The 15,562-nt window shown below is 67.5% G+C and carries 15 protein-coding genes and 1 pseudogene; 9 read left to right on the top strand and 7 right to left on the bottom strand.

What is annotated here, in order from left to right:
* Positions 1-3 precede the first annotated feature (3 nt).
* The 8 genes and pseudogenes from SJY11_RS11985 to SJY11_RS11950 all read left to right on the top strand — a co-directional run bounded on the left by SJY11_RS11985 (position 4) and on the right by SJY11_RS11950 (position 8,170).
* A complete protein-coding gene (locus SJY11_RS11985; RefSeq protein WP_376986843.1) occupies positions 4-1,236 on the top strand; it encodes an NAD(P)/FAD-dependent oxidoreductase in 1,233 nt (410 codons plus the stop codon).
* A 30-nt stretch (positions 1,237-1,266) separates the two neighbouring features.
* Positions 1,267-2,277 carry a 4-hydroxyproline epimerase gene (locus SJY11_RS11980; protein ID WP_376986842.1) on the top strand — a complete coding sequence of 337 codons (1,011 nt, stop codon included), beginning with the start codon at positions 1,267-1,269 and terminating at the stop codon, positions 2,275-2,277.
* Positions 2,278-2,592: 315 nt separating this feature from the next.
* Complete coding sequence (locus tag SJY11_RS11975) at positions 2,593-3,510, top strand: branched-chain amino acid ABC transporter permease (protein ID WP_376986841.1); 918 nt, start codon at positions 2,593-2,595, stop codon at positions 3,508-3,510.
* 4 nt (positions 3,511-3,514) lie between these two features.
* Positions 3,515-4,906: a high-affinity branched-chain amino acid ABC transporter permease LivM gene (gene livM / locus SJY11_RS11970; protein ID WP_376986840.1), complete on the top strand. Its 1,392-nt coding sequence runs from the start codon at positions 3,515-3,517 to the stop codon at positions 4,904-4,906.
* A pseudogene (locus SJY11_RS11965) lies at positions 4,906-5,739 on the top strand (ABC transporter ATP-binding protein); the annotation flags it as partial. The gene livM and the pseudogene SJY11_RS11965, both read left to right, overlap by 1 nt.
* A gap of 41 nt (positions 5,740-5,780) precedes the next feature.
* Positions 5,781-6,548, top strand: a complete 768-nt coding sequence (locus SJY11_RS11960) for an ABC transporter ATP-binding protein (RefSeq protein ID WP_376989313.1) — start codon at positions 5,781-5,783, stop codon at positions 6,546-6,548.
* A 1-nt stretch (position 6,549) separates the two neighbouring features.
* Entirely contained in the window at positions 6,550-6,924 is a 375-nt protein-coding gene (locus tag SJY11_RS11955; RefSeq protein WP_376986839.1) for a DUF6867 family protein, read from the top strand.
* A 130-nt stretch (positions 6,925-7,054) separates the two neighbouring features.
* Positions 7,055-8,170 carry a branched-chain amino acid ABC transporter substrate-binding protein gene (locus SJY11_RS11950; protein WP_376986837.1) on the top strand — a complete coding sequence of 372 codons (1,116 nt, stop codon included), beginning with the start codon at positions 7,055-7,057 and terminating at the stop codon, positions 8,168-8,170.
* 228 nt (positions 8,171-8,398) lie between these two features.
* On the opposite strand, the gene SJY11_RS11945 is transcribed toward SJY11_RS11950, so the two are convergent.
* From SJY11_RS11945 to SJY11_RS11920, 6 genes are all read right to left on the bottom strand, one after another.
* The gene (locus SJY11_RS11945) at positions 8,399-8,977 is read right to left on the bottom strand and encodes an RBBP9/YdeN family alpha/beta hydrolase (protein ID WP_376986835.1); all 579 of its coding nucleotides are present in this window, start codon (positions 8,975-8,977) and stop codon (positions 8,399-8,401) included.
* Between the two features lie 4 nt (positions 8,978-8,981).
* Positions 8,982-9,155 (bottom strand): type II toxin-antitoxin system Phd/YefM family antitoxin, encoded by a 174-nt coding sequence (locus SJY11_RS11940; protein ID WP_376986834.1) that lies wholly within the window; start codon positions 9,153-9,155, stop codon positions 8,982-8,984.
* Positions 9,156-9,197: 42 nt separating this feature from the next.
* Positions 9,198-10,505, bottom strand: coding sequence for an adenylosuccinate lyase (purB, locus tag SJY11_RS11935; protein WP_376986833.1), 1,308 nt, complete (start codon positions 10,503-10,505; stop codon positions 9,198-9,200).
* 146 nt (positions 10,506-10,651) lie between these two features.
* Entirely contained in the window at positions 10,652-11,335 is a 684-nt protein-coding gene (gene rpe / locus SJY11_RS11930) for a ribulose-phosphate 3-epimerase (protein WP_376986832.1), read from the bottom strand.
* A gap of 75 nt (positions 11,336-11,410) precedes the next feature.
* A complete protein-coding gene (locus SJY11_RS11925; protein WP_376986830.1) occupies positions 11,411-12,088 on the bottom strand; it encodes a glutathione S-transferase family protein in 678 nt (225 codons plus the stop codon).
* 44 nt (positions 12,089-12,132) lie between these two features.
* Entirely contained in the window at positions 12,133-13,113 is a 981-nt protein-coding gene (locus SJY11_RS11920) for a hypothetical protein (protein ID WP_376986829.1), read from the bottom strand.
* Positions 13,114-13,379: 266 nt separating this feature from the next.
* On the opposite strand from SJY11_RS11920, the gene SJY11_RS11915 reads away from it, so the two are divergent.
* The gene (locus SJY11_RS11915; protein WP_376986828.1) at positions 13,380-14,630 is read left to right on the top strand and encodes an NAD(P)/FAD-dependent oxidoreductase; all 1,251 of its coding nucleotides are present in this window, start codon (positions 13,380-13,382) and stop codon (positions 14,628-14,630) included.
* A 9-nt stretch (positions 14,631-14,639) separates the two neighbouring features.
* On the opposite strand, the gene murI is transcribed toward SJY11_RS11915, so the two are convergent.
* A complete protein-coding gene (gene murI, locus SJY11_RS11910) occupies positions 14,640-15,509 on the bottom strand; it encodes a glutamate racemase (protein ID WP_376986826.1) in 870 nt (289 codons plus the stop codon).
* Between the last annotated feature and the right edge of the window lie 53 nt (positions 15,510-15,562).

Raw genomic sequence — 15,562 nt, 5'->3', positions numbered from 1 at the left:
GCCATGAAGATCGCCATCGTCGGAGCCGGCATCGTCGGCTGCGCCATCGCCCACGCCCTACTGGATGAAGGGCATGAGGTCCTGATTCTCGACAAGGAGGGGGCGGGCTTCGGTCCCTCGCGCGGCAATGCCGGCTGGATGGCCCATACCGACATCCTGCCGATCGCCAGCCCCAGGATTCTGAGGCAGGTGCCCAAATTCCTGCTCGATCCGCTGGGGCCACTGGCGATCCGCCCCGCCTATTTCCCCAAGCTCCTGCCCTGGCTGCTGCGCTTCGTGCTCGCAGCGCGGCCGGAGGCCTATGAGAAGTCGATCCAGGGCATCGGCGCGCTGCAGCAGCGCGCGCTTCCGGCCTGGACGGCGCGGGCGAAACGGGCCGGGCTCGAGCCGCATATCCACCACAAGGGCGGTCTCTACGCCTTCACCGACCGAGGCGCTTTCGAGGAGGCGGCGGGAGTCGCCCGGCGCCAGGCGGAGTTCGGCATCCGGGTCGAGATGGTCGGCCCCGAGGAGCTGCGCCAGTTCGAGCCGGCCCTGAAGGACGCCTTCGTCGGTGCCGCTTTCCACCCCGACACCGCCCATATCAGAGATCCCCTCGCCCTGACGCTGGCGCTGTTCGAGACGGCCCTTGCGCGCGGCGCCACCTTCGAGAAGGCGCAGATCACCACCATCTCGACCGGCGAACGCCCCGCCCTGATCGGCGCCGACGGCTTCCAGCGCGTCGTCGACCGGGCGATCGTCGCCGCCGGGGCCTGGTCGAAGCCGCTGGCGACGGCGCTCGGCGACAAGGTGCCGCTCGACACCGAACGCGGCTACAATGTCAGCTTCCCGGGCGTGACCGGGCTGACGACGCGTCCGATCGGCTTCGAGGGCCACGGCTTCGTCATGACGCCGCTGGAGAGCGGCCTGCGCATCGGCGGCGCGGTCGAGTTCGGCGGGCTGGAGGCGGCCCCCAACCACGCGCGCACGAAAATCCTCTACGACAAGGCGAGCCGTTTCGTGGACGGCCTCCCGGCCTTCGAGACCGGCACGCTCTGGATGGGTTTCAGGCCCTCCATGCCCAACTCGCTGCCGGTGATCGGCGCCGCCAGCCGCAACCCGCATGTCGTCTATGCCTTCGGCCACGGCCATTACGGCATGACGCAGGCCACCGTCACCGCCGACTGCGTCGCCGCGCTGGTCGCAGGTCGCCAGACACCGCTCAACCTCGCCCCCTTCAGCCCGCGGCGCTTCTGAATCCATCCGCCAACCGACCGAGCCAAGCCGATGAGCACCCACACTTTTTTCTGTGTCGACGGCCACACCTGCGGCAACCCGGTGCGCATGGTCGCGGGCGGCGCCCCGCCGCTCAAGGGCGCCAACATGGTCGAGAAGCGGGCGCATTTCCTGGCGGAGTATGACTGGATCCGCACCGGCCTGATGTTCGAGCCGCGCGGCCACGACGTCATGTCGGGCTCGATCCTCTATCCGCCGACGCGCGACGACGCCGACATCGCCTTCCTCTTCATCGAGACCTCGGGCTGCCTGCCGATGTGCGGCCACGGCACCATCGGCACGGTGACGATGGCGCTGGAACGCGGGCTCGTCACACCACGCGAGGAGGGCGTGCTGAAGATCGACACCCCGGCCGGGCTGGTGACGGCGCGCTACACCCGCAATGGCGACTATGTCGACAATGTCCGCATCACCAACATCGCCTCCTATCTCCACGCCACCGGGCTCTCGGCCGAGATCGAGGAACTCGGCGAGGTCACGGTCGATGTCGCCTATGGCGGCAATTTCTACGCGATCATCGATCCGCAGGACGCCTTCCGCGACATTGCCGACATCAACCCGTCCGACATCCAGCGCTGGAGCCCGAAGCTGCGCGCCGCGCTGAACGCGAAGTACGAATTCGTCCACCCCGAGAACCCGGCGATCAACGGGCTCTCCCACATCCTCTGGACCGGCGCGCCGACCAAGCCCGAGGCCCATGCCCGCAACGCCGTGTTCTACGGCGACAAGGCGATCGACCGCTCGCCCTGCGGCACCGGCACCTCATCGCGCATGGCGCAATGGGCGGCGCAGGGAAAGCTCCAGGTCGGCGACGACTTCGTCCATGAGAGCATCATCGGCACGATGTTCCGCGGGCGGGTCGAAGCCACCGCGCAGGTCGGCCCCTTCGAGGGCATCATCCCCTCGATCGAGGGCTGGGCCCGCATGACCGGCTACAACACGATCTTCATCGACGATCGCGACCCGCTCGCCCACGGATTCCTGGTGACGGATCGCGCCTGACACGGCCGGGCGGCGCCTTTTGCCGCCCGCTTTTGATCCCGCGGCACGGGTCTCGGCGCCGGCTCAACGGCCGACGCCCGCACCACGGCGTTGCCCCAGACACAATCATCTTGCGTGAAATCCCCGCGCCGCCGCACAGGCTGCTGCCCAATTGCGAGGCATTCGGCCGCAGATTGCTTTTGACAGTTTTATGGCCGGGCGCGATTGTCCAAACTGCAAGGCGTTGGTAGCTCTGCATGGTGATCGCATCCCGCATGCGTCGGTGTCATGCCGACCCAAGAGAACGGGAGCGGATTCGAGGGGTATGCGTCGCCGATGGAAGTGTTCCTTCAGCAGCTCATCAATGGGCTGACCCTGGGGTCGATCTACGGCCTCATCGCCATCGGCTACACGATGGTCTTCGGTATCATCGGCATGGTGAACTTCGCCCATGGCGACATCTTCATGCTCTCGGCCTTCATCGCGCTGATCTTCTTCATGCTGATCGCCTCCTGGTTCGGGGCCGGACTGATCGTGGTCGCGCTGATCGTCGTGCTGGTGCTGGCGATGTTCTTCACCTCGCTCTGGAACTGGGCGATCGAGCGTGTCGCCTACCGCCCCTTGCGCGGCTCCTTCCGCCTCGCCCCGCTGATCTCGGCGATCGGCATGTCGATCTTCCTGATGAACTTCGTCCAGGTCGTGCAGGGCCCGCGCAACAAGTCGACGCCGCCGATGCTCAACAAGTCGATCACGCTGATCGAGAGCGCGACCTATTCGGTCCAGATCTCCTACAAGCAGATCGTCATCATCGTGACGACCGCGCTGCTGCTCGCCGCCTTCTGGTACATCGTGCAGAAGACGCCGCTCGGCCGCGCCCAGCGCGCCTGCGAGCAGGACCGCAAGATGGCCGCGCTGCTCGGCATCGACGTCGACCGCACGATCTCGATCACCTTCATCATGGGCGCGGCGCTCGCAGCCGTCGCAGGCGTGATGTATCTCGTCCTCTACGGCGTGGTCAGCTTCAATGACGGCTTCATCCCCGGGGTGAAGGCCTTCACCGCGGCCGTGCTCGGCGGCATCGGCTCCCTGCCGGGCGCCGTCATCGGCGGCCTGCTGATCGGGCTGATCGAGGTGATGTGGTCGGCCTATTTCACCATCGACTACAAGGACGTCGCCGCCTTCTGCATCCTGGCGATCGTGCTGGTCTTCATGCCCTCGGGCCTGCTCGGCCGTCCCGAAGTCGAGAAGGTCTGAAGCCATGGCCACGCCCGCGACCAAACCCGCAGCCCCCGCCGCGTCGCAGCGCGACTGGCACGCCGCCTTCAAGGAGGCCGGCTTCGCCGCCCTCGTCACCTTCGGACTGTGCATCCCGATCATCGCCTGGGGCACCCGCCAGAACATGGACAACGTCCTGGTTCTGGACCCGCGCTGGGACGCGGTCGCCTGGGCGGTCGCCATCGTCTTCGTCGGCCGCTTCGTCATCGCGCTGCGCCAGCAGACCAAGGCGAGCCGCCAGTCGCTGGTGCGCTTCCTGCCGCAGGGGACCGCCGCCTTCTTCCAGCGCCATTCGCGCAAGTTCTCGCTCTTCGGCCTGGGCTTCCTCGTCACCTTCCCGATCATCGCGATCAACCTGGCGGGCTGGGGCGGCGCGCTGAAGTGGATCGACAATTTCGGCATCCAGATCCTGATCTACGTCATGCTCGGCTGGGGGCTGAACATCGTCGTCGGCCTCGCCGGCCTGCTCGATCTCGGCTACGTCGCCTTCTATGCCGTCGGCGCCTATTCCTACGCCCTGCTGGCAAAGAATTTCGGCCTGTCCTTCTGGATCCTACTGCCGCTGTCGGGCATCCTTGCCGCCTTCTGGGGCATGCTGCTCGGCTTCCCCGTGCTGCGCCTGCGCGGCGACTATCTGGCGATCGTGACGCTCGCCTTCGGCGAGATCATCCGCCTCGTCCTCATCAACTGGGTCGATTTCTCCGGCGGCTATGCCGGCATCTCCGGCATCCCGCGTCCGACCTTCTTCGGCATCCCCTTCAACGCCAATGACGACGGCTTCGCCGCCGTGTTCGGGCTCGAATTCACCCCGCTCTACCGCACGATCTTCCTCTACTATCTGATCCTGGCGCTCGCTCTGCTGACCGCCTTCGTGACGCTGCGCCTGCGCCGCCTGCCGGTCGGCCGCGCCTGGGAGGCGCTGCGCGAGGACGAGATCGCCTGCCGTTCGCTCGGCATCAACACGACCTCGACCAAGCTCACCGCCTTCTCGATCGGCGCCATGTTCGGCGGCTTCGCCGGCGCCTTCTTCTCGGCTCGTCAGGGGTTCATCTCGCCGGAATCCTTCGTCTTCATGGAATCGGCGATCATCCTGGCGATCGTGGTGCTCGGCGGCATGGGCTCGCTCTGGGGCTGCGCCATCGCCGCGATCGCCATGATCGGCGGCACCGAACTGCTGCGCGAGCTGGACTGGCTGAAGGCGGTGTTCGGCAATGATTTCGACCCGACCAAGTACCGCATGCTGATCTTCGGCCTCGCCATGGTGCTGATCATGATCTGGAAGCCGCGCGGCCTGATCTCGACGCGCGAACCCACCGCCTTCCTGAAGGAGAAGAAGGCGATCTCCTCCGACATGGTCCAGGAGGGGCACGGCTGATGGCGACCGCTCCCGCCCCGACCGCGGCCCACGGCCGCCCGCTGCTCCAGGTCGAGCACGTCACCATGCGCTTCGGCGGCCTCACCGCCGTCAACGACCTCTCCTTCGAGGCGCGCAAGGGCGACATCACGGCACTGATCGGCCCCAACGGCGCCGGCAAGACCACCGTCTTCAACTGCATCACAGGCTTCTACAAGCCAACCGAAGGCATGATGACGCTCACCCAGGACTCCGGCGCGAGTTACCTGCTCGAGCGCATGCCGGACTTCCAGATCAGCTGGAAGGCCAAGGTCGCCCGCACCTTCCAGAACATCCGCCTCTTTGGCGGCATGACCGTGCTCGAGAACCTGCTGGTGGCGCAGCACAACCCCCTGATGATTGCCTCGGGCTATACCTTCCTCGGCGTGCTCGGCATCGGCGGCTACAAGGCCCGCGAGAACGAGGCGATCGAGAAGGCCAAGTTCTGGCTGGAGAAGATCAACCTGATCGACCGCGCCGACGACCCCGCCGCCGACCTGCCCTATGGCGACCAGCGCCGCCTCGAGATCGCGCGCGCCATGTGCACCGACCCGGTCCTGCTCTGCCTCGACGAGCCGGCGGCCGGCCTCAACCCGCGCGAGAGCCATGACCTCAACACGCTGCTGCTCTCGATCCGCCAGGACATCGGCACCGCGCTCCTGCTCATCGAACACGACATGTCGGTGGTGATGGAGATCTCGGACCATGTCGTGGTGCTCGACTACGGCACCAAGATCGCCGACGGCACCCCGACGGAGGTCCAGGCCGATCCAAAGGTGATCGCAGCCTATCTCGGCGTCGACGACGACGAGGTCGAGGCCGCCGAAGCGGAGGTCGGAATCGCGTGACCGAAGCCATCCTGCAGACCGAGAACCCCGCCGCTTTGGCTACGCAGCCACAAGGCCAGCCGCTGCTCAGCGTGCGCGGCGTGAAGACCTATTACGGCAAGATCATCGCCCTCAAGGGCGTGGACATGGACGTCCACCAGGGCGAGATCGTCACGCTGATCGGCGCCAACGGCGCCGGCAAGTCGACGCTGATGATGACGATCTTCGGCAACCCGCAGGCCCGCGAGGGCACGATCACCTATGAAGGCCGCGACATCACGAAGATGCCGAGCCATCTGATCGCGCGCCTGGGTATCGCTCAATCTCCCGAGGGAAGACGCATCTTCCCGCGCATGACCGTGTTCGAGAACCTCCAGATGGGGGCGGCACTGCGCGACCTCTCGCATTTCGATGAGGATCTGGAAAAGATCTGCACCCTCTTCCCGCGCATCCGCGAGCGCCTGCAGCAGCGCGGCGGCACGCTGTCGGGCGGCGAGCAGCAGATGGTGGCGATCGCCCGCGCCCTGATGGCCCGCCCGAAGCTGCTGCTGCTGGACGAGCCCTCGCTCGGCCTCGCCCCGCTGATCGTCAAGCAGATCTTCGAGGCGATCCGCGAACTCAACCGGACGCAGGGGCTGACCGTCTTCCTCGTCGAGCAGAATGCCTTCCACGCGCTCAAGCTCGCCCATCGCGGCTATGTCATGGTCAACGGCGTCGTCACCATGAGCGGTTCCGGCAAGGACCTGCTCGCCGATCCGCAGGTTCGCGCCGCCTATCTCGAAGGCGGGAGGCACTGACATGCAGGGCATCCTCTATGAAGAACCGACGGTCTGGCTCTTCCTGCTGGTCACGGTGGTCATGGGCGGCTGGCTCGCCTGGATGACCGGCCGCGCCCTGGCGCTGACCTGGAAGCCGACCTACCAGCTGGTGCTCTACGTCCTCGTGCTTGGACTGGTCGTGCGCTTCATCCACTTCGCCCTGTTCGAGGCGACGCTGCTGACGCTGCACTACTACTTCGTGGACACCGTCATCCTGATGGGCTTCGCGTTCGCCGGCTGGCGCTACCACCGCGCCAGGCAGATGACGACGCAGTATCGCTGGCTCTTCGAGCGCACCGGCCCCTTCGGCTGGAAGCCTCGGCCCGGCGTTGAAAACAAAGGCGAAATGGCCTGAAAAGGCGGCGAGCTTGACGCGTGACAGACCGTGGAAAACGCGCAAGACTGCGTGCCACGGTGACATCCGCGCCGAGACGGGCGAGCAATGACCGCCCGTTCATGACGACAATACAGGGGAGTCTCATCTCATGAAGAAACTGCTGTTGAGCAGCATCGCGCTCGGCGCGGTCCTCGCCTTCTCCGGCGTGGCAAACGCCCAGATCAAGCTCGGCGTCGCCGGCCCGATCACCGGCCCCAACGCCGCCTTCGGCGCCCAGCTCAAGAACGGGACGGAGCAGGCCGTCGAGGACATCAACGCCGCCGGCGGCATCCTCGGCCAGAAGCTCGTGCTCTCGGTCGGCGACGACGTCTCCGATCCCAAGCAGGGCGTCTCGGTCGCCAACAAGTTCGTCGGCGACGGCGTCAAATGGGTCGTCGGCCACTTCAACTCCGGCGTCGTCATGCCGGCGTCGGAAGTCTATGCCGAGAACGGCATCCTGATGATCTCGCCTTCGGCCACCAACCCGAAGATCACCGAGCGCGGCCTCTGGAACGTCTTCCGCACCTGCGGCCGCGACGACCAGCAGGGCGAGGTCGCGGCGGCCTACATCGCCAAGAACTTCAAGGACAAGAAGATCGCCGTCATCCACGACAAGACCACCTATGGCCAGGGCCTCGCCGACGAGACCCGCAAGGGCCTGACCAAGGCCGGCATCAAGGACGTGCTCTATGAAGGCGTGAACGCCGGTGAGAAGGACTTCTCGGCGCTGATCTCGAAGATCAAGTCGGTCGGCGCCGACTTCGTCTACTGGGGCGGCCTGCACACCGAAGGCGGCCTGATCGTGCGCCAGATGCGCGACCAGGGCGTCAAGGCGGTCATGATCTCCGGCGACGGCATCACCACCGACGAGTTCGCCACGATCGGCGGCCCCGGCGTCGAAGGCACGCTGATGACCTTCCCGCCCGATCCGCAGAAGCGCCCGGAAGCCGCCGCGGTGATCAAGAAGTTCGCGGCCAAGAACTTCAAGCCCGAGGCCTACACCCTGTACAGCTACGCCGCCGTGCAGATCATGGCCGAAGGCGCCAAGCGCGCGAACTCGGTCGATCCCAAGAAGGTCGCCGCGGCCCTGCGCGGCAGCGCCCCGGTCAAGACCGTCATCGGCGACATCGCCTTCGACAAGAAGGGCGACATCACCCGCCCCGACTACACCATGTACACCTGGAAGAAGGGCGCCGACGGCAAGATCACCTATGTCGAGAATTGATCTCGACGGCTGATCGCCCGACGGGCTGAAACGAGACCGCCCCGGTGAGAGCCGGGGCGGTTTTGTTTTGGGGGAAGGCCGCATCAAATCTCGGAAACACACCGTCATCCTGGACGGGCGGCGCAGCCGCGCAGATCCGGGATCCATCATAGGGCAACGACCAGCCCTGTGATGGATCCCGGTCTCCGCTTCGCTCCGCCCAGGATGACGGAGCGAACTTGGCAGCCCCTACCCCTGAATCGGTTTCTGCGGAACCGCCGTCAAGCTCCTGAGAAAGCCCGCGAAACGCAGCAGGCCGTCTGGCCAGGGGCCATGCCCGGAGTCGGTGTTGAGATGCCCGCTCTCGCCGGCATCGACGAACTCCGCGCCCCAGGCGTCAGCCAGTTCGCGCGCCTCCTCCGGCGTGCAATAGGGGTCGTTGCTGCTGGCGATCAGCACGCTGCGGAAGGGCAGCAGGGCGCGGCGGTGCGCGGCGAAGGCCGGCGTCATGCCCGGCAGCTCGCGCTTGGCGCGCTCGGCCGCGGGCGCCACCAGGAAGGCCCCGGTCACCTCGCCTGCGTGCAGATGTTCGGCCGCATGCGCGATCGCGCTGACGCCGCAGGAATGCCCGACCAGCACGACCGGCCGTGTCGCCGCCCGCACCGCCTGAACGATGCGCTCCGCCCAGAGCCGCGACGGCGCATCCCAGTCCTCCTGCTCGACCACCCGCGCGGTCGAGAGCTTGGCGACCCAGCGGCTCTGCCAGTGATCGGGCCCGGAGCCGGACCAGCCGGGGACGATGAGGATGTCGGTGTCGGAGGTTTTCATGTGTTTAGACGGCCCGGCCCGTCTCCGGCTCAGGGTGCTTCGCTGAAACTGACACAGGGGTCCGCTCTGGCACGAAGGTCGCGACAATTTTGCCGCGTCGCGACACGGCCATGGTCTCGCCGCGCTCCACCCGGTCGAGCAGTTCGCGCCAGCGCCTGCGTGCCTCCGTTACGGTCATTTGCATGGTCACAACTGTAAGGACCGCGCGCTCGGGACTCAATCAACCCTCCCCGAACACCCGGGCGAAGATCGTGTCGACATGCTTGAAATGGTAGCCCTCGTCGAACATCGCCTCGAGCTCGGCGGCTGACAGCCGGGCCGTGACCTCGGCGTCCTTCTTGAGGTTGGTGAGGAAATCCTCGCCGTGCTCCCAGGTCCGCATCGCGTTGCGCTGGACGAGCGAATAGCTCTCCTCGCGGCTGGCGCCGGCCTGCGTCAGCGCGAGCAGCACGCGCTGCGAATTGTGCAGGCCGCCGAGCTTGTCGAGGTTCTTGCGCATGTTCTGCGGATAGATCAGCAGCTTGTCGATCACACCGGTCAGCCGCGCCAGCGCGAAATCCAGCGTCACGGTGGCGTCGGGACCGATCATGCGCTCGACGCTAGAATGCGAGATGTCGCGCTCATGCCAGAGCGCGACGTTCTCCAGCGCGGGGACGACCATGCCGCGCACGAGACGGGCAAGGCCCGTCAGGTTCTCGGTCAGCACAGGGTTGCGCTTGTGCGGCATCGCCGAGGAACCCTTCTGCCCAGCTGAGAAGAACTCCTCCGCCTCATAGACCTCGGTGCGCTGCAGATGCCGGATCTCGGTCGCCAGCCGCTCGACGCTGGACGCGACGACGCCCAGCGTGGCGAAATACATCGCGTGCCGGTCGCGCGGGATCACCTGCGTCGAGACCGGCTCGACGGTGAGCCCCATCTTGTCGGCGACATAGGCTTCCACGCTCGGGTCGATATTGGCAAACGTGCCGACGGCCCCCGAAATCGCGCAGGTCGCGATCTCCGCACGCGCCGCCACGAGCCGGGCGCGGCAGCGGTCGAACTCGGCATAGGCTTGGGCGAGCTTGAGCCCGAAGGTCACCGGCTCGGCATGGATGCCGTGCGAGCGGCCGATCGTCGGAGTGAACTTGTGCTCGAAGGCGCGGCGCTTGATGGCGGCCAGCAGCGCATCGACATCGGCAATGAGGATGTCGGTGGCGCGCGCGAGCTGCACCGAGAGCGTCGTGTCGAGGATGTCCGAGGAGGTCATGCCCTGGTGGACGAAGCGCGCCTCGGGGCCGACGATCTCGGCCAGATGCGTCAGGAAGGCGATGACGTCATGCTTGGTGACGCGCTCGATCTCGTCGATGCGGGCGACGTCGAAGGTGGCGTCCTTGGCCTTGGCCCAGATCGTCGCGGCGGCCTCCTTCGGCACGACGCCGAGCTCGGCCAGCTTGTCGGTGGCATGCGCCTCGATCTCGAACCAGATCTTGAACCGGGTCTGCGGCTCCCAGATGGCGACCATCTCGGGGCGGGAATAGCGCGGGATCATCGTCTCGTCCTTGTCATCACACGAGCCCTCATCCTGAGGAGCGCTCAGCAGGAGCGCGTCTCGAAGGATGCTCCAGAAGGCGCCCCCTGGAGCATCCTTCGAGACGCCGCTGCGCGGCTCCTCAGGATGAGGGCAGACCTACAATCTCAAACCCACTCCCCGCGCGCAGCTTCGGCCGCCTTGCGGATCGCGGCGATATTGCCGGCATAGGCGGCCGGACCGCCCTTGAACACGGCCGAGCCCGCCACGAAGACGTCGGCCCCGGCCTTCGCCGCCAGCGGCGCGGTCTCGACCGTCGCCCCACCGTCGATCTCCAGCGAAATCGGCCGCTCGCCAATCAGCGCCCGGACCTGCGCGATCTTCGGCAGCACGGAATGGATGAAGCTCTGCCCACCGAAGCCGGGATTGACCGTCATCAGCAGGATCAGGTTGAGATCGTCCAGCAGCGGCTCGACCATGGCGGCCGGCGTGCCGGGATTGAGCACGATGCCCGCCTGCTTGCCCTGCGCCTTGATCGCCTGCAGCGTGCGGTGCGGATGCGGGCCGGCCTCAACATGAAACGAGATCAGGTCGGCGCCGGCCTTAGCGAAGGCTTCGACATAAGGATCGACCGGCGCGATCATCAGATGCACGTCGAAGAACTTGGTCGTGTGCGGGCGGATCGCCTTCAGCACATCGGGCCCGAAGGTGATGTTGGGCACGAAATGCCCGTCCATCACGTCGCAATGGATCCAGTCGGCGCCGGCAGCATCGATCGCACGCACCTCCTCGCCGAGCTTGGCGAAGTCGGCCGAGAGGATCGAGGGGGCGATGCGGATGGGGGCGCTCATGCCGCGCGGTTTAAAGCATGGACCCGGCGAAGGGAATTGCGGATTCGAGGCCCCGGCCCCGCGACGGCGGAAAGCTCAGCGCTGCGCGACGGGCACCGACAGCCGCCGATCGGCTTCCGCGATCTCGTCTGCCACCTGCGCGAAGGCCGGTCGCTCGCGCAGCCTCGAGAACCAGCCCGACAGGCCGGGATGCCCGGCGAAGGACGGCCCGCCCAGCCGCCGGCCGAAGAGCAGCCCCATGAACAGGGCGATGTCGGCGGCACAGAGCCTGGGCCCGAAGAACGCCCGCCCCGCCAGCCGCTCCTCCAGCCGCGCGTGATGACCGGCGAGCGTCTCTTCCGCGATCAGCGCATCCGCCTCCTGCGCCGCCCGCAGCGCCGGGTCGGCTGGGCGCGGGCCGGTGCGGTGCATCAGGGGCTTTAGCGCCTGCAGCAGGATCTCGTCGGCGAAGAGTTCGTCGAGCCGGCAGCGGGCGCGCTCGGCCGGGCTGCGCGGGTAGAGCGGGATCTCGGGATAGGCCTCGTCGAGATATTCGAGGATCACGGTCGAATCGTAGAGTACGAGCCCGGCATCGTTCAACACCGGCACCTGCCCCTTGGGATTGAGCGCCAGCACCTCCGGATGCTTCGGGTCATATCCGGTCGCCTGGTTGAAGGGGACCATCACCCGCTCGAAGGGCAGCCCCTTTTCGCGCAGCGCGATCTCGACCTTGCGGGCGAACAGGCTGAGCGGGCCGCTGTAGAGGGTGATCATGGGGCAACTCCGATGGAACGGAGAAACCCTCGCAAGGTCGCCCGTCAGGCCCCGTCAGCAGCCGCCTCCTCCCGGCGGATGCGCCCCGCGAAGCCGCTCAGCAGCCAGGGCATCAGATAGATCGGGAACTGCGCCAGCGCGAAGAACAGGAAGGTTGAGGGCGGCACGCCGGCCCCGAGCGCGGCGACGATCATGCCCATGTTGCGCTGGCCTGCGCCATAGCCGACCATGAAACGTTCCGAGCGGCGCAGGAAGCGCAAGGCGAGATAGCTGACGACCAGCCCGATGATCGAGACGGCGAAGGCGCAGGCGAGGAAGAAGCCGACGCGCGCCGGGTCATCGAAGGCCGCCTGCGTGACGCCGTCCATCGCCGCGATGGCGAAGGTGAAATACATCAGCACGCCGAAGCCATCGAGATTGGCCTTCATCGCCTTGATGCGGACCATGCCGAGCGCCCATCGCAGGATCGCGGCCGCCGCCATGCCGCCGCCGACGAAGAGCAGCAGCCGCAGCATCAGCGCCCAGCGGTTGAGCGGCACGGCGGCGCCCGCCAGCAGTTCCACCAGCATCGGCGCGACGACGGGGCTCGCCACCGTGGTGATGATGACGCCGGCGATGATCAGCGACGGCTCGAACCCGTAGATCAGTGCGACCGCGGGAGAGGACATGATCGGCGGCGCGGCGGCCAGGATGGCGAGCCCCAGCAGCAGGCCGGGGTCGATGGCGTCTCGCCCCACGATCAGGAAGGCCCCGCCGATGACAACGACGGGCGCCGCCACCATCCACAGGCAGGTCAGGGTGAGCTTGCCCGGGCTGCGCAGCAGCCCCGCGATGATCGCCACATCCGCGCGCATGAAGACGATGGTGGTGAAGCAGAAGATCGTCACCGGCAGCAGCGGGCGCGCGGCCGCCGAGAATTGCGGCAGCGCCAGCCCGAGAAAGATCGACAGTGCGAACCCTTGCGTGCCGTAGCGCCCGAGCCAGGCGAGGCCGGCGGCCAGTGAAGCGGCGGTGCGCATGAGCATGAGAGGCTTGAGACTCGAGAACGGCCGGAAGGACGCCGACACTGGCCGATCGAGGCGCCCGCGTCACCCGCCGCCGCGACAGCCCCGCCCTGCGCCGGCAGAAAATTGCGCCGCCGACCCACTTTGCCGGCTTTGGCCGGGACAGATGCAGGCGATGGCGCAAATCTTGCGAAACTTGCGGCGCAACCGCGCAAAAACCCACCGCGACGCTGACACCGCGTCACAAACGGCTATTTTCAAGCGGGTTGTGCGGTCAGGAGCGGGTCATGGCGACGGATACGATCGTTCTCGGGGCAGGCATCGTCGGGATTTCGGTGGCGCTGCACCTGCAGAAAGCGGGCCGCTCGGTCCTGCTCGTCGACAAGCGCGCGCCGGGCGAGGAAACGAGCTACGGCAATGCCGGCCTGATCCAGCGCGAGGGCGTCTACCCCTACGGCTTCCCGCATGATTTCGGCGCGCTGATCCGCTACGCGATGAACAACACCATCGACGCGCATTACCACTGGAGCGCCATCCCCAAGCTCGCGCCCTTCCTCTGGTCCTACTGGATGCACTCGCGCGCTTCCCAGCACGAGGCGATCGCGCAGAAATACGCCACCCTGATCGAGCATTGCGTCAGCGAGCACGACGCCCTCGCCCAGGAGGCTGGCGCGACCGGCCTGCTGCGCCGCAATGGCTGGATGAAGGTGTTCCGCACCACGGCCCAGCAGGATGAGCGCCTGGCCGAGGCGGCGCGCTGGAAGCGCGATTTCGGGTTGAACTACAGGCCGCTCGACATGGCGACGCTGAAAGCCGAGGAGCCCCATCTCGATCATGACAGCCTCATCGGCGGCCTGCACTGGACCGACCCGGTCACGGTGATCGACCCGCTCGGCCTGTCCAAGGCCTATGTCGCGCGCTTCGAGGCACTGGGCGGCAGGCTCGCGCTCGGCGATGCCGGCACGCTCGCCCAGGACGGCGCGGAGTGGACGGTGAAGCTGGCAGACGGCACCACGGCCAAGGCCCGCGACGTCGTCGTGGCGCTCGGCCCCTGGGCCGACGTGCTGTCGCGCAAGCTCGGCTACAACCTGCCGCTGGCGGTCAAGCGCGGCTACCACATGCACTACAAGCCGCAAGGCAACGCGGTGCTCAATCACCCGGTGCTCGACACCGAGCGCGGCTATTTCCTGGCGCCGATGCAGCAGGGCATCCGCCTGACGACCGGCGCCGAATTTGCCGACCGCGATGCCGCCCCGACCCCGGTCCAGCTCGCCCGCGCCGAGCCGATCGCCCGCACCCTGTTCCCACTGGGCGAGCGGATCGATCCCGAGCCCTGGCTCGGCCGCCGCCCCTGCACGCCCGACATGATGCCGATCATCGGCCCGGCGCCGAAGCACAAGGGCCTCTGGTTCTCCTTCGGCCATGCCCATCACGGCCTGACGCTGGCCGCCGTCACCGGCCGCATGATCGCGGAGATGGTCACGGGCCAGAAGGTCTTCGTCGATCCGACGCCGTTTGCTCCGGCGCGCTTCGCCTGAAGCGGGACGTCAGCTGACGAGCGGCATCGGCTCGATCAGCACCTCCGCGAGCCCGCGGCCGGCCAGCGCGATCCGCAGCGGGCCGGTGATGCCCGCGCCTGCGGTGAAGACCGCGACCGCCTCATGCCCGCCCGCCCGCTCGGCGGCGGCATCGGCCCCGAGCAACTGCCCGACGCGCCGCGCGATCGCCGGCGCCGGGTCGATCCACTCGACCGGCCAGGGCGCGACGCGCCGCATCGGCTCCAGCAGCAGCGGGTAATGCGTGCAGGACAGCGTCACCACATCGGTGCGGCGCCCGCCCCGCTCGACGAAGCAGGGCGCGATCTCGGCAGCGATGGCGTCGTCCGCCACCCGCTCGCCCTTCAAGGCGGCCTCAGCCAGCGCGGCGAGCCCCGTCGCGCCGACCAGCGTCACGTCGCAGCCGCCGGCATAGGTCGAAACCAGCCCGCGCGTGTAGTCACGCGCAACCGTGCCGGGCGTCGCCAGCACCGAGATCAGGCCCGAGCGCGTCGCGGCGGCGGCCGGCTTGATCGCCGGCACGGTGCCGACGAAGGGAATGGCGAAACGCGCCCGCAATGCCGGCAGCACCAGCGTCGAGGCCGTGTTGCAGGCGATCACCACGAGATCGGGGTGGTGCCGGTCGACCAGCCGCTCCATCACGGCCAGCACGCGGGCAACCAGCGCCCCCTCCTCCAGCCGGCCATAGGGAAAGCCGGCATCGTCGGCGGCATAGACGATGTCGGCGCCGCGGCAGGCCTCGGTCACGCGCGCCAGCACGGTCAGCCCGCCCAGCCCGGAATCGAAGACGAGGATGGTCGGCACCGGCCGCGCCAGCACGGCGGGACGATGCGTGGTTCCGGCCAGAAGATCGACCTGCATGCGCGAGCGGCCCGGGAGCGTGACGAAGGCGGCGATTCCGCCAGAGCCCGGTT

It is taken from the genome of Allobosea sp. R86505 (assembly GCF_042466375.1).
Taxonomy (GTDB): domain Bacteria; phylum Pseudomonadota; class Alphaproteobacteria; order Rhizobiales; family Beijerinckiaceae; genus Allobosea.
Note: the sequence above shows the minus strand (reverse complement) of the source record. Positions and strands in the feature narration are given on the sequence as shown.

What these genes read in the sequence shown, in the direction of transcription:
- SJY11_RS11980 (WP_376986842.1), top strand. Translation starts at nt 1,267, where the DNA reads ATGAGCACCCACACTTTTTTCTGTGTCGACGGCCACACCTGCGGCAAC.
- livM (WP_376986840.1), top strand. Translation starts at nt 3,515, where the DNA reads ATGGCCACGCCCGCGACCAAACCCGCAGCCCCCGCCGCGTCGCAGCGC.
- murI (WP_376986826.1), bottom strand. Translation starts at nt 15,509, where the DNA reads ATGCAGGTCGATCTTCTGGCCGGAACCACGCATCGTCCCGCCGTGCTG.
- SJY11_RS11950 (WP_376986837.1), top strand. Translation starts at nt 7,055, where the DNA reads ATGAAGAAACTGCTGTTGAGCAGCATCGCGCTCGGCGCGGTCCTCGCC.
- SJY11_RS11925 (WP_376986830.1), bottom strand. Translation starts at nt 12,088, where the DNA reads ATGATCACCCTCTACAGCGGCCCGCTCAGCCTGTTCGCCCGCAAGGTC.
- SJY11_RS11915 (WP_376986828.1), top strand. Translation starts at nt 13,380, where the DNA reads ATGGCGACGGATACGATCGTTCTCGGGGCAGGCATCGTCGGGATTTCG.
- SJY11_RS11975 (WP_376986841.1), top strand. Translation starts at nt 2,593, where the DNA reads ATGGAAGTGTTCCTTCAGCAGCTCATCAATGGGCTGACCCTGGGGTCG.
- SJY11_RS11945 (WP_376986835.1), bottom strand. Translation starts at nt 8,977, where the DNA reads ATGAAAACCTCCGACACCGACATCCTCATCGTCCCCGGCTGGTCCGGC.
- SJY11_RS11920 (WP_376986829.1), bottom strand. Translation starts at nt 13,113, where the DNA reads ATGCTCATGCGCACCGCCGCTTCACTGGCCGCCGGCCTCGCCTGGCTC.
- SJY11_RS11955 (WP_376986839.1), top strand. Translation starts at nt 6,550, where the DNA reads ATGCAGGGCATCCTCTATGAAGAACCGACGGTCTGGCTCTTCCTGCTG.
- purB (WP_376986833.1), bottom strand. Translation starts at nt 10,505, where the DNA reads ATGATCCCGCGCTATTCCCGCCCCGAGATGGTCGCCATCTGGGAGCCG.
- rpe (WP_376986832.1), bottom strand. Translation starts at nt 11,335, where the DNA reads ATGAGCGCCCCCATCCGCATCGCCCCCTCGATCCTCTCGGCCGACTTC.
- SJY11_RS11985 (WP_376986843.1), top strand. Translation starts at nt 4, where the DNA reads ATGAAGATCGCCATCGTCGGAGCCGGCATCGTCGGCTGCGCCATCGCC.
- SJY11_RS11940 (WP_376986834.1), bottom strand. Translation starts at nt 9,155, where the DNA reads ATGACCGTAACGGAGGCACGCAGGCGCTGGCGCGAACTGCTCGACCGG.